The sequence below is a fragment of the Nonomuraea sp. NPDC005730 genome (assembly GCF_040630865.1).
Lineage (GTDB): Bacteria > Actinomycetota > Actinomycetes > Streptosporangiales > Streptosporangiaceae > Nonomuraea.
The window spans coordinates 43788-56144 of the sequence record NZ_JBEXYK010000008.1; the positions used below are offsets into that span (position 1 = coordinate 43788).

General features: G+C 71.7%; 11 protein-coding genes. 9 read left to right on the forward strand and 2 right to left on the reverse strand.

Features of this window, described 5'->3' with window-relative positions; genetic code table 11:
• The first annotated feature begins 12 nt into the window (after positions 1-12).
• The 7 genes from ABZ444_RS13370 to ABZ444_RS13400 all read left to right on the forward strand — a co-directional run bounded on the left by ABZ444_RS13370 (position 13) and on the right by ABZ444_RS13400 (position 7211).
• Positions 13-909, forward strand: coding sequence for a sugar ABC transporter permease (locus ABZ444_RS13370; RefSeq protein ID WP_352324984.1), 897 nt, complete (start codon positions 13-15; stop codon positions 907-909).
• Positions 910-914: 5 nt separating this feature from the next.
• Positions 915-1739 (forward strand): carbohydrate ABC transporter permease, encoded by an 825-nt coding sequence (locus ABZ444_RS13375; RefSeq protein WP_357971216.1) that lies wholly within the window; start codon positions 915-917, stop codon positions 1737-1739.
• Positions 1736-2737: a hydroxyacid dehydrogenase gene (locus tag ABZ444_RS13380; RefSeq protein WP_357995327.1), complete on the forward strand. Its 1002-nt coding sequence runs from the start codon at positions 1736-1738 to the stop codon at positions 2735-2737. The genes ABZ444_RS13375 and ABZ444_RS13380 overlap by 4 nt, the downstream gene beginning before the upstream one ends.
• Positions 2738-2797: 60 nt before the next feature.
• On the forward strand, positions 2798-4879 hold the full coding sequence (locus ABZ444_RS13385; RefSeq protein WP_357995329.1) for a right-handed parallel beta-helix repeat-containing protein: 2082 nt from the start codon (positions 2798-2800) through the stop codon (positions 4877-4879).
• Between the two features lie 88 nt (positions 4880-4967).
• Positions 4968-5666 (forward strand): hypothetical protein, encoded by a 699-nt coding sequence (locus ABZ444_RS13390; protein ID WP_357995331.1) that lies wholly within the window; start codon positions 4968-4970, stop codon positions 5664-5666.
• A 58-nt stretch (positions 5667-5724) separates the two neighbouring features.
• Complete coding sequence (locus ABZ444_RS13395; protein ID WP_357995333.1) at positions 5725-6483, forward strand: hypothetical protein; 759 nt, start codon at positions 5725-5727, stop codon at positions 6481-6483.
• A gap of 35 nt (positions 6484-6518) precedes the next feature.
• Complete coding sequence (locus ABZ444_RS13400) at positions 6519-7211, forward strand: hypothetical protein (RefSeq protein ID WP_357995334.1); 693 nt, start codon at positions 6519-6521, stop codon at positions 7209-7211.
• Here the strand turns inward: ABZ444_RS13400 and ABZ444_RS13405 are convergent.
• Together ABZ444_RS13405 and ABZ444_RS13410 are read right to left on the reverse strand one after the other, a co-directional pair.
• Positions 7178-7975: an SGNH/GDSL hydrolase family protein gene (locus ABZ444_RS13405; RefSeq protein ID WP_357995336.1), complete on the reverse strand. Its 798-nt coding sequence runs from the start codon at positions 7973-7975 to the stop codon at positions 7178-7180. The two genes, ABZ444_RS13400 and ABZ444_RS13405, sit on opposite strands and share 34 nt — an antisense overlap.
• The gene (locus ABZ444_RS13410; RefSeq protein WP_357995338.1) at positions 7972-8547 is read right to left on the reverse strand and encodes a PadR family transcriptional regulator; all 576 of its coding nucleotides are present in this window, start codon (positions 8545-8547) and stop codon (positions 7972-7974) included. The genes ABZ444_RS13405 and ABZ444_RS13410 overlap by 4 nt, the downstream gene beginning before the upstream one ends.
• Positions 8548-8771: 224 nt before the next feature.
• Between ABZ444_RS13410 and ABZ444_RS13415 the strand changes: the two genes are divergently transcribed.
• Positions 8772-10478: an ABC transporter ATP-binding protein gene (locus tag ABZ444_RS13415; RefSeq protein ID WP_357995340.1), complete on the forward strand. Its 1707-nt coding sequence runs from the start codon at positions 8772-8774 to the stop codon at positions 10476-10478.
• 174 nt (positions 10479-10652) lie between these two features.
• Positions 10653-12302 (forward strand): urocanate hydratase, encoded by a 1650-nt coding sequence (hutU, locus tag ABZ444_RS13420; RefSeq protein WP_357995342.1) that lies wholly within the window; start codon positions 10653-10655, stop codon positions 12300-12302.
• Positions 12303-12357: the final 55 nt, after the last annotated feature.

The window sequence follows — 12357 nt, forward strand, 5'->3', positions numbered from 1 at the left end:
GAAAGGCAGCTTGTGACTCCTCCAGTAGGAAGCGGTCGCGGCGGCGAGGGGTGGCGGCGGCGGGGGGCGATCCTGCTGTTCGTCGGGCCGTTCTTCGCCCTGTTCGCGGCCGTGATCGTGGCCCCGCTGGCCTACGCGGTCTACCTCAGCCTGTTCAGCGAGAAGTCGTCGGGGCTCGGCTTCGGCGGCGCGGAGACTGTGTTCGTCGGGCTCGGCAACTACCTGGACACGCTGAAGGACTCCGCCTTCACCGACGGTTTCCTGGTCATCCTCGGCTACTGCGTGCTGTACATCCCGCTGATGATCGGCGGCGCGCTCACGCTGGCGCTGCTGCTGGACTCCGGGCTGGCCAGGCTGGGCAAGTTCTTCCAGCTCGCGCTGTTCATGCCGCACATCGTGCCGGGCGTGATCGCCGGCCTGATCTGGCTCTACCTGTACCTGCCCGGCATCAGCCCCATCGTGGACCTGCTCGGCGACGTCGACTTCCTCGGCGGCGACCACGTGCTCGGCTCGGTGGTCAACATCGCGCTGTGGGAGTGGGTGGGCTACAACATGATCATCTACTTCGCGGCGCTCCAGGCCATCCCGGCCGAGGTCGTCGAGGCGGCCAGGATGGACGGCGCGGGCCCGCTGCGCGTCGCCCTCCAGGTCAAGGTGCCGCTGATCCGCGGCGCCGTGGTCACCACCGTGCTGTTCACGATCATCGGCTCGCTGCAGCTGTTCACCGAGCCGATGGTGCTCGACAACGTCAGCGACGGCGTGGTCAGCACCTGGACGCCCAACATGTACGCCTACAACGAGGCGTTCGGCAACAACGACTACGGCCAGGCCGGCGCGGCCTCCATCCTGCTCGCGCTGCTCGCCGCCGTGCTGTCCTACGCCGTCACGAAGTGGGGGAACCGCCGGTGAAGTGGATGTCCCGCGCCACGGTCAACGTGCTGCTGATCATCTCCGCGCTCTACACGCTGCTGCCGCTGACGTGGCTGCTGTTCGCCTCCACCAAGTCGCTGTCCGACCTGTACTCGACGCCCGGCTTCTCCTTCGCCGGCTTCAACCTGTTCGAGAACATCAGGGCGGTCGCGCGGGAGGGCGACGGCGTCTTCTTCCGCTGGTACCTCAACAGTGTCCTGTACGCCGGCGTCGGCGCGGCGGTCAGCTCGTTCGTCACCGTGATGTGCGGCTACGCCTTCGACAAGTACTCCTGGTTCGCCAAGGAAAAGATGTTCGGGCTGGTGCTGCTCGGCGTGCTGGTGCCGACTACCGCCACCGCCGTGCCGCTGTACCTGCTGGCCTCCAAGGTCGGCGTGGTGAACACGTTCTGGTCGGTGTTCGTGCCGGTGCTGGTCCATCCGTTCGGCGTCTACCTGGCGCGGGTGCTCTCGTCCGGGTACGTGCCCGGCGAGGTGCTGGAGGCGGCCAGGTCCGACGGGGCCGGCGAGCTGCGCACGTTCGTGTCCGTGGCGCTGCCCATGCTGCTGCCCGCGTACGTGACGATCTTCCTGTTCCAGTTCACCGCCATCTGGAACAACTTCTTCCTGCCCCTGGTCATGCTGAGCGACCAGCAGCTCTACCCGCTCAGCCTCGGCCTGTACGGCTGGGAGAAACAGGGCAACGCCTTCCCCGAGTTCCACAGCCTGGTGATCACCGGGTCCCTGCTGTCCGTGGTGCCCCTGCTGCTGGTGTTCGTGTCCCTGCAGCGGTTCTGGAAGGCCGGGATGACGGCGGGCAGCGTCAAGTGAACGAGCTCTCGGGGGAGAACATGAACAAGCCGGTGACGGTCGTCGCCATGGCCGCGGGGGTCGCCGAGCGCATGCTCACCGGCGAGGTGCGGGCCCGGCTGGCCCGGGTGGCCGACGTCCGGGCCGAGGTCGCCGCGTTCGACGGCGCCGACCTGTCGCAGGCCGAGGTGCTGTTCACCTCGTGGGGGTGCCCGCCGGTGACCGCCGAGGTGCTGGCCCGCGCGCCCCGACTGCGGGCGATCGTGCACGCGGCCGGCTCGGTCAAGCACCACGTCACCGACGCCTGCTGGGAGCGCGGCATCGTGGTCTCCTCGGCCGCTTCGGCCAACGCCGAGCCGGTGGCCGAGTTCACGCTCGCGGCGATCCTGTTCGCGAACAAGCGGGTGATCGACATCGCCCGCGCCTACCGGGCGCGGCGGGCCAACGACGACTGGGACGCCCGCTTCCCCGGCTTCGGCAACTACCGGCGGGTGGTCGGCATCGTGGGGGCCTCCAGGATCGGGCGGCGGGTGATCGAGCTGCTGCGGCCGTTCGACTTCGAGGTGCTGGTCAGCGATCCGTACCTGGCGGAGGACCTGGGGGCGCGCCGGGTCGGGCTGGAGGAGCTGGTCGCCCGCTCCGACGTGGTCAGCCTGCACGCGCCCGACCTGCCCGAGACCCGCCACCTGATCGACGCGGGCCGGCTGGCCGCCATGCGCGACGGCGCCACGCTGATCAACACGGCCAGGGCCGCCCTGGTCGACCAGGACGCGCTCGTCGCCGAGCTGACCTCGGGACGGCTGTACGCGGTGCTCGACCACACCGAGCCGGAGTTCCTGCCCGCCGAGTCCCCCCTCTACGACCTGCCGAACGCGCTCGTCACGCCGCACGTCGCCGGCTCGCTGGGCGGCGAGCTGGCCAGGATGGCCGACCTCGCGCTCGACGAGCTGGCCCGGCACGCCCGGGGGCTGCCCTTCGAGCACGGGATCGAGCCCGCCACGCTGTCCCGGTCCGCCTGAACCCCTCTGAACCGCTCTGAACTGCTCAGAGTTCGCCTGAAACACCCCCGGAGAGGAAACATGCGCCTTCAGTTAGTCGCGGCCCTGGTCGTGGCGGCCGGACTGGTCGCCACCCCCGCGGAAGCGGCCGCCGCCAGGAACTTCTTCGTCGACTGCCAGGCGCCGGACGGCGGCTCGGGGCGTACCGCCGCCGGGCCGCTGAACAGCCTGGACGCCGTCAACGCCGTCACCTTCCGCGAGAAGGACACGATCAAGTTCAGGGCGGGGACCGTCTGCGCCGGCCGGCTCGAACCCGTCGGCTCCGGCACGGCCGCGCACCCCGTCGTCTTCACCTCCTACGGCGAGGGCCCCAAGCCGATCATCCAGGGCGACGGCGGCGAGTGGGCCGTTCACCTGGTGGACAACAGTTACGTGACGCTGGAGAAGCTGCACATCACCAACCCGGCGGCCACCACGGCCAAGCGGACCGGCGTGCAGTACAACTCCACCACCCCCGAGCCGAAGGCCGGGCTGGTCCTGCGGGACCTGGAGATCTCCGACGTCGCCGGCTGGGGCAACAAGACCGGGGCCAACGGCTCCTGGTTCTCCTACTCGGCGGGCATCAGCATCCAGGCGCTGCCCGAGGGCCGGGTCGGCTACCTCGACGGCATCACGATCACCGGCAACTACGTGCACGACACCGGCGGCGGCGGCATCAAGATCAGCCGCAAGGGCACCGACTACCACCGGAACGTGCTCATCGCCCGCAACACCATCCGCGCCGTCGGCGGCGACGGCATCGTGGTGCACGCCTCGGACCGGCCGCTGGTGGAGCAGAACCTGTTCGACGAGGGCGGCGCCGGGAAATACCCGTACGTAGACGGAAATTTCGCGGGAATGTGGCCGATCAACTCTGTTGACCCGGTATTTCAGTTCAACGAGGTGACCCGGCAGCGGCCCACCATCTTCGACTCCACCGCCTGGGACTGCGACGGCGGCATCAAGGGCTCGTGCGTCTACCAGTACAACTACTCGCACGACAACGCCGGCGGCTTCTACCTCGGCTGCCAGAGCTGCACCGAGTTCCCCAACTACAAGGCCACCGCCATCCTGCGGTTCAACATCGCCCAGGACGACTGCCGCATCGCGGGCAACGCCTCCGGCGACAACACGAGCCCGCTGTGGCTGTACAACAACACGTTCTTCTGCCCGTCGCAGAAGCTCGACGTGGCCGTGCCCACCGGAAACTCGAAGATCGTCAACAACATCTTCTACGCGCCGTCCGGCACGCTGCCCTCGGCCCCGGGCATCGGCTACGACTCCAACGTCTACCACGGCGGCGTGGCCGTACCGGCGGCCGACGCCCGCGCGGTGACGGCCGACCCCGGGCTCGCCGCCCCCGGCACCGCCGACGGCGCCGCCGACGTGGACGGCTACAAGCTGCTCGAAGGCTCGCCCGCAGTCGCGTCCGGCGCGGTCGTGGACGGCCTCGGCGACCGCGACTACTTCGGCAACCAGGTCGCCGGCACGGTCTCGCGCGGGGCCTACAACGGGCCCGCCACCGCGCCGGTCGTGTCCGGCTCGGTCGAGGAGGCGTACAACAACGTCGCGGTCAGCTCCGACCTCAACCCCAACGTCGGCGGCTTCTCCACCAGCGGCCGCAGCTACTCCGGCCAGGCGCTGGAGAAGGCGGGCCTGACGCCGGGCCGGACCGTGAACGTGCTCGGCGCCGACTTCGTCTGGCACCCGCGCCCGTACGGCACGACGGACAACGTCAAGGCCGCCGGGCAGACGGTCGCGCTGTCCGGGCAGGGCGCCAGGCTGGTCCTGCTCGGAGCCGGTGGGCTGAAGGCGCGCGAGGGCGTGTTCAAGGTCACCTACACCGACGGGACGACCGAGGACAGGACCGTCAGGTTCGGCGACCAGTGGGACGCGACCGCGCCCGCCGGGGGCGTGCTCGTGGCCCGCGCCGACTACCACAACATGACCCAGACCAGCTACAAGAACCCGGCCACCGGGCAGACGCGCGAGTCGGGCGTGTCGGTGTTCGGCTACGCGGTGCCGCTCGACGCGTCCAGGACGGTCGCCACGGTGACCTTCCCGGCGGGCAGCCCGCTGGCGAACGCGGGGTTCCACGTCTTCGACATGAAGATCGCGAGCTGACGCCATGACGAGCACCCCGGGCACCGGCCGGCCGCGCCGGGCGCCTGGCCCGCGTCCGAGGTTCCCGGCGCGCGGGCGGGTCCTTCGGGTGGCTCTCGCGCTGGCCGGGGTGCTTGTCGGAGTGCTCGTCATCGGCATCGTGGAGGCCGGGGAGGAGGCCGGGCCCGGCGTTCCCGCGCGGGCGGCGTCCGCGGGCGTGGCGGAGGTGCTCGGGATGCGTCCCGGGGACACGGTCGTCACGTTCGAGGGGGAGCCGGTGAGCGGGGCCGAGGTGCTCAGGGCGGCCGAGACCGTGCGCGCCGAGGTGATCTCCGAGTTCGCCGCCCAGGGGCTCGGCCCGGGTTTCTGGGACCGTCCCCGCGACGGCGTCACCCCGGCGCGGCGGCTCAGGGAGCGGGCGGTCCGGGCCGCCGTGCTGGACAAGGCGCGGCGGATCTGGGCCCGCGAGGCGGGCCTGCTCGCCGACGTCAGCGAGCAGGGGTTCCAGCGCGAGCTGGCCGCCGAGAACGCCCGCCGCGCGCAGGCCGCACGCTCCGGCCGCCCGATCCCGGGCGTGCCCTCCTACGACCAGTACACCTACGCGCAGGTGCGGGCCGCCGAGCTGGACTCGGCGCTCGGCAAGCTGCACGCGGCCACCCTCGACCTGTCCGAACGCCGCCTGCGCGACCGGTACGCCCGCACCGCGGCCCCCGGCGCGCCCCCCTTCGACCAGGTACGCGACAACCTCAGGCGGCAGCTCGTCATCGAGGGCTACGAACGGGCCCTCCAGGCGAGAGCCGCCTCATGAGCGCTTCCACGGCGGACATACAAGGCTGTTCCGGCTCGTACCATCGACTTCTAAGGTCATGGGGAACTGGTTCCAGAGCAACATCGTCACCACGGGACGGCTGCCGCTGTTCTGTTACTTCGTCACGCTCATCGTGGCGTTCATCGCCACCCGCATCAACGTCCGCCTGATCAGGGCCAAGGTCGGCTGGTTCCGCAACGTGAACGTGGGCGAGATGCACATCCACCACGTGGTGTTCGGCGTCGTGCTCATGCTCATCGGAGGCGTGACCGGGCTCATCGTCAACGGCGCCGGGCAGGCCGGGCAGGTGGTCGCCGCCTGCGTGTTCGGCGTCGGCTCCGCGCTCGTGCTGGACGAGTTCGCGCTGATCCTGCACCTGCACGACGTCTACTGGGAGGAGGAGGGGCGCACCTCGGTGGACGCGGTCTTCATCGCCGTCGCCGTGACCGGCCTGCTCCTCATCGGCCTGCGCCCCCTGACCTGGGACTACGGCACGCCCGTCAACCCGGCGGCGCTGATCGTGGCCAACCTCGCGCTGGCGGTGATCACGCTGCTCAAGGGCAAGATCTGGACCGGGATGGCGGGGCTGTTCCTGCCTTTACTGCTCCTGGTGGGCGCCGTGCGCCTGGCCCGTCCCGGCTCGCCGTGGGCCCGCTGGTTCTTCCGCGGCGGACGCTCGCCCCGCAAGCTGGCCACCGCCGTCCACCGTGAGGAACGCTGGCGGCGGCCGGTCATCAGGGCCAAGATCGCGTTCCAGGAGTTCCTGTCGGGGCGGCACGACCTGCCCTCCAGCCGGCGCGGCCGTCGGCATACTTGACCCATGACACCGCTCGCGCCCCCCGCCGCGCTCTGATGCGCTTACCGCCGTTCCCCGAGCGCCTGCTGCGGGCCCTGTCGCCGACCGGCGAGCGGCACGGGCTGCTGCTGGCGGGCGGTCACGCCCTGCGGGTCCACGGCTTCACCGACCGCCTGGTCGAGGGCCTCGACCTGGTGACCGCCGCCGAACGGCCGCTGCCGTCCGCCGCCGGCGACGTCGTGGCCGCGTTGCGCGCCGGCGGGCTGGTCGCGGAGGTCGCCGAGAGCACCGCGTGGGCGGCTCGCCTGACCGTCACGGACCCGTCCACCGGGCGCGACGCCGAGATCGCCCTCACCCGCGAGGCGCTGCGCGAGCCCCCGGTCGTGTGCGACGGCCTGCCGGTGGCGGCCCCGGCGGACGTGATCGGGCTGCGGGTGCGCGACCTGCACGAGAGAGGTCTGCCCGCCGACGTGGCCGACGCGGCCTCGGCGGCGCACGCGTTCTCCTTCCGCGACCTCGAACGCCTCGCCGCCGTCCACCTCGACGACTTCTCGCCGCAGGAGCTGCTCATGCGGCTGGAGTTCGTCGAGCTCATGAGCGACGAACGCTTCGAGGCCCACGGCCTGGACGAACGGCACATCGCGGACATCCGCGCCTTCGCCCGGGAGTGGACCGAGGACATCAAGCTGCGCAGGGCCGACGACGGCGACGCCGACTACGACGACCCCGACCTGCCCGAGGTCGACTGATCCGGTACCGGCGCGAGCGCCGGGCGCTTGCACACCCGGCCGTCGCCCGACGAGCGGCCCCGCAGGCGCCGGGCGATCCACGGCCCGGCGAACGAGCCCAGCCAGCGCGCCTCCGCCGCCGCCGTACGCAGGCGGCCGGGCGGGGGCAGCACGGGGAGCGGCAGGGTCCAGCTGTCGTCGCTGCCGGGCAGCTCCAGCGCGTACGCCACCGACGCGGCGAACCTGGCGTGCCCCGCCGGGCTGGCGTGCAGCCGGTCCGGGCTCCACATCCGCGCGTCCGTCACCGCCGTGTCGGGGAAGGTGTCCACCAGCGTCACGCCGTGCCGGGCGGCGGCCTCGCGGACGCGGGCGTTGAGGTCGAGCACGCGCGGCAGCAGCGGCCTGGCCAGCGGCGCGATCCTGCCGATGTCGGGGAACGTGACCGTCACCACCCGCGCGCCCGCCCCGGTCAGCGCCGCGAACATGTGCTCCAGGTCGGCCGCGACGGCGGCGGCGTCGAAACCGGGACGGATGACGTCGTTCATGCCCGCCATGACCGTGGCCAGGTCGGGACGGAGCTCCAGCGCGACGGGAAGCTGCTCGGCGCGGATCTGGGCGGCCACCCGGCCGCGCACCGCGAGGTTGGCGTAGAGCAGCCCGGGATTGCCGCCGGCCAGGTGCTCGGCGAGCCGGTCGGCCCAGCCGCGGTGGCCGAGGACGTCGTCGCCGTCGCCGAGGCCCTCGGTCTGGCTGTCGCCGAGCGCGACGTAACGGGTGTAGGTCACGGCTTCTCCTGCGGGGTACGGGCGGCGCGCTCACCGAGCGTCCGGGCGGTGCTCAGGCACCAGTCGCGCATCTCCCGTTCCAGGCGGCGGCCCGCCAGGCAGGACAGGTACGGGCCGACCCGCTCGCCCTCGCGCAGGAACGACTCCTCGTCACGGTCGCCGCGCAGGCGCAGCAGGGTCTTCTCGAAGAACGCGAGCTTGGCGGCGGCCTCCCCGGCGCGGTCGAGGAGCTGGGCGATCAGCGGCGCCGGGTCGAGCCGGTCGGCGGCGTGGACCTTCACGGCCAGGTCGTCGCGGAGCAGCAACGGTTTGGCCGGGGCCGCGGCGAAGGCGGCCAGCTCGTCCAGGCCGGCCGGGGTGACCGAGAACAGGCGTTTGTTCGGACGGCCGTGCTGGACCACCTCCCGGCCGCTGACCAGGCCGTCGGCCTCCAGCCTGGCCAGCTCGGCGTAGAGCTGCTGGGGGGCGGCGTACCAGAAGTTGGAGACGCCCACGTCGAAGATCTTGGTGAGCTGGTAGCCGCTGTACTCGCCGTCGAGCAGCGCCGCCAGCACGGCATGCCGCAGCGCCATCAGTGATGCTCAAGAACATGACTACTCATGGACATGACTATAGGGCCGCCGCCGATCCCGGTGCCAGAGGGGGCGATCGCCCGTCCGCCTCCTTCTCAAGGAGGAGGCGTCAACGAAAGTTGACATACTTTGGTCGTCAATCTAAGTTGACCCTGGCGCGGCGGTGCGGATCGCGCTGCGCCGTTCGTTGGGAAATTTCGAGAAATGTCGTGAGGGGAGTTGGGGTGCTCAAAGAGCTGCTGGCCTACATCCGGCCGCACCGGAAGGTCCTGATCGCGGGCGGTCTGCTCGGGTTGATCGGCTCGGTGGCGGGGCTCGCGATGCCCCTGCTGGCCAAGTACGTGGTGGACGCCTTCGGCGAGGACCAGTCGCTGGCCGCGCCGCTGTTAGGTCTGACCGTGGCGGTGCTCGTCGGAGCCGTCGTCTCGGCCGGGGGCAACTACCTGATGGAACGCACCGGCGAGGGCGTCGTGCTGGGCGCCCGGCGCAGGCTCGTCGACCGGATGCTCCGGCTCAGGGTCGCCGACGTCGACCGGCTCAAGCCCGGCGACCTGATGTCGCGGGTGACGAGCGACACGACGCTGCTGCGCGCGGTGCTGACCAACGGGATCGTGGAGTCGGTCAGCGCGGTCTTCATGCTGGTCGGCGCGATCGTCATGATGGCCACCATGGACGGCGTGCTGCTGCTGGTCACGCTGCTCGTGGTGGTGGTGATCGGCGGCCTGGTCGCGCTCATCATGCCGCGGATCCAGCGGGCGCAGACGCAGGCCCAGGAGGCCGTCGGCGAGATGGGGGCGGTGCTGGACCGGGCGCTGCAGGCGTACCGGACGGTCAAGGCCAGCGGCGCGGAGGAACGGGAGATCGCGGTCGTCGGGGAGGCGGCCGAGCGCGCCCGCGACCGCGGGCTGCAGGTGGCCGGCTGGACGTCGCTGGCCGGCGTGGCGACGTGGATGGCCGTGCAGATCGCCTTCCTGTGCGTGCTGGCCGTCGGCGGGTCGCGGGTCGCGTCGGGCGTGCTGGAGGTCTCGTCCCTGATCGCGTTCCTGCTCTACCTGTTCTACCTGGTGCCGCCGATCGGGCAGCTCGTCCAGGGCGCCGTCCAGCTCCAGAACGGGCTGGCCGCGATGCGGCGCATCAAGGAGATCGAGGACCTGCCCGCCGAGCCGGTCAGCGCCGCCGTCCCGGCCGGGAGCACGCCGGTGGGCCTGCGGTTCGAGGACGTCGTCTTCCGGTACGGCGACGACCGTCCCACCGTGCACGACGGCGTCACCTTCGAGGTGCCCGCGGGCGGGCTCACGGCGCTGGTCGGGCCGTCGGGCGCGGGCAAGTCCACGGTGTTCGCCCTGCTCGAACGCTTCTACGAGCATCAGGACGGCCTGATCTCCATCGGCGGGCGGGACATCCGCGACTGGCCGCTCGGCGAGCTGCGGGGCGCGCTCGGCTACGTCGAGCAGGACGCCCCCGTCCTGGCCGGCACGCTGCGCGAGAACCTGCTCTTCGCCGCCCAGGACGCCACCGAGGACGAGCTGCGCCGTGCCGTCACCCGCACCCGGCTCGACGACCTGGTCGCCCGGCTGCCCGAAGGGCTCGACACGGCGGTGGGGCACCGCGGCGTGCTGCTGTCCGGCGGCGAGCGGCAGCGGGTCGCCATCGCCAGGGCGCTGCTGCGCAGGCCCAGGCTGCTGCTGCTGGATGAGGCCACGTCCCAGCTCGACGCGGTCAACGAGCTGCGGCTGCGCGAGGTCATCGCCGAGGTGGCGGCCGAGACGACGGTGCTGGTCATCGCCCACCGGCTGTCCACCGTGACGAACGCCGACCGCATCGTGGTGATGGAGGCGGGCGGCGTACGGGCGGTCGGCACCCACGCCGAACTCGTCGCGGGCGACGACCTCTACCGCGAACTGGCCGCCACCCAGTTCCTGGTGAGCTGAAGGCCGCAAGGTGGACCGCTGGCCGCAGGCTTCGCCTGCTGCCTGCGGTGGACCGCTGGACGTCTCGGGGACCGTAGGCGCAGGCTTCGCCTGCTGCCTGCGGTGGACCGCTGGACGCGGTCCACCGTAGTCTTCGGGTGACAAAGGTGAATGTGTTCATTCAGGAGGGTCACCATGAGCCGCAGCGTGCGCGCACCGCGAGGCACCACGATCACCGCGAAGGGGTGGCCGCAGGAGGCGGCGCTCCGCATGCTCCAGAACAACCTGGACCCCGAGGTCGCCGAGCACCCCGAGCAACTGGTCGTCTACGGCGGCTCCGGCAGGGCCGCCCGCGACTGGCCCTCCTTCGACGCCATGGTCAGGACCCTGACCACCCTGGAGGGCGACGAGACGCTGCTGGTCCAGTCGGGCCGCCCGGTGGGCGTCTTCCGCACCCACGAATGGGCCCCCCGGGTGCTCATCGCCAACTCCAACCTGGTCCCCGACTGGGCCAACTGGGAGGAGTTCCGCCGTCTGGAGGCGGCCGGCCTCACCATGTACGGCCAGATGACCGCCGGTTCGTGGATCTACATCGGCACCCAGGGCATCCTCCAGGGCACGTACGAGACGTTCGCCGCGGTGGCCGCGAAGCGGTTCGGCGGCACGCTGGCCGGCACGATCACCCTCACGGCCGGCCTCGGCGGCATGGGCGGCGCCCAGCCGCTGGCCGTCACCATGAACGGCGGCGTCGCGATCTGCATCGACTGCGACCCCCGCTCGGTCACCCGCCGCATCGAGCACCGCTACCTCGACGTGCAGGCGGCCTCCCTGGAGGAGGCGCTGCGGCTGGCCTACGAGGCCCGCGACGCGCGCCGCCCGCTGTCCATCGGCGTCGTGGCCAACGCCGCCGAGGCCCTGCCCGAGCTGCTGGCCGGGGGCGCCGAGATCGACATCGTCACCGACCAGACCTCCGCGCACGACCCGCTGATGTACCTGCCGGTCGGCGTCGCCTTCGAGGACATGGGCGCCGAACGCGACAAGGACCCGGCCGGCTTCACCGAGCGGGCGCGCACGTCGATGGCCCGGCACGTCGAGGCCATGGTCGGCTTCAAGGACGCCGGGTCCGAGGTGTTCGACTACGGCAACTCCATCCGCGGTGAGGCCCAGCTCGCCGGGTACACGCGGGCCTTCGACTTCCCCGGGTTCGTGCCGGCGTACATCAGGCCGCTGTTCTGCGAGGGCAAGGGGCCGTTCCGGTGGGCCGCGCTGAGCGGCGACCCGGCCGACATCGCCGCGACCGACCGCGCGATCCTGGAGCTGTTCCCCGACAACGAGCCGCTGGCCAGGTGGATCGCGCAGGCCGGCGAGAAGGTGCACTTCCAGGGGCTGCCCGCGCGCATCTGCTGGCTCGGCTACGGCGAGCGCAACGTCGCGGGCGAGCGGTTCAACGACATGGTGGCCTCCGGCGAGCTCCAGGCGCCGATCGTGATCGGCCGCGACCACCTGGACAGCGGGTCGGTGGCCTCGCCGTACCGGGAGACCGAGGCCATGGCCGACGGCTCGGACGCCATCGCCGACTGGCCGCTGCTCAACGCCATGCTCAACACCGCCTCCGGCGCGGCCTGGGTGTCCATCCACCACGGCGGCGGCGTGGGGATCGGCCGGTCCATCCACGCCGGGCAGGTCACGGTCGCCGACGGCACCGCGCTGGCCGGGGAGAAGCTCAACCGCGTCCTCACCAACGACCCCGGCACGGGCGTGATGCGGCACGTCGACGCGGGTTACGAGGAGGCCGCCGAGGTGGCCGAGGCCCGTGGCGTGCGCATCCCCATGCGCGAGTCCTGACCCCGCCGTCGCCGTCCCCCGCGCGGCGCGGGGGATGAGAATGCCGGTGGAGGAG

Excerpts from the sequence above, each read along its gene's own strand:
- ABZ444_RS13395 (WP_357995333.1), top strand. The coding sequence starts at position 5,725 with ATGGGGAACTGGTTCCAGAGCAACATCGTCACCACGGGACGGCTGCCG.
- ABZ444_RS13385 (WP_357995329.1), top strand. The coding sequence starts at position 2,798 with ATGCGCCTTCAGTTAGTCGCGGCCCTGGTCGTGGCGGCCGGACTGGTC.
- ABZ444_RS13375 (WP_357971216.1), top strand. The coding sequence starts at position 915 with ATGTCCCGCGCCACGGTCAACGTGCTGCTGATCATCTCCGCGCTCTAC.
- ABZ444_RS13410 (WP_357995338.1), bottom strand. The coding sequence starts at position 8,547 with ATGGCGCTGCGGCATGCCGTGCTGGCGGCGCTGCTCGACGGCGAGTAC.
- hutU (WP_357995342.1), top strand. The coding sequence starts at position 10,653 with ATGAGCCGCAGCGTGCGCGCACCGCGAGGCACCACGATCACCGCGAAG.
- ABZ444_RS13400 (WP_357995334.1), top strand. The coding sequence starts at position 6,519 with ATGCGCTTACCGCCGTTCCCCGAGCGCCTGCTGCGGGCCCTGTCGCCG.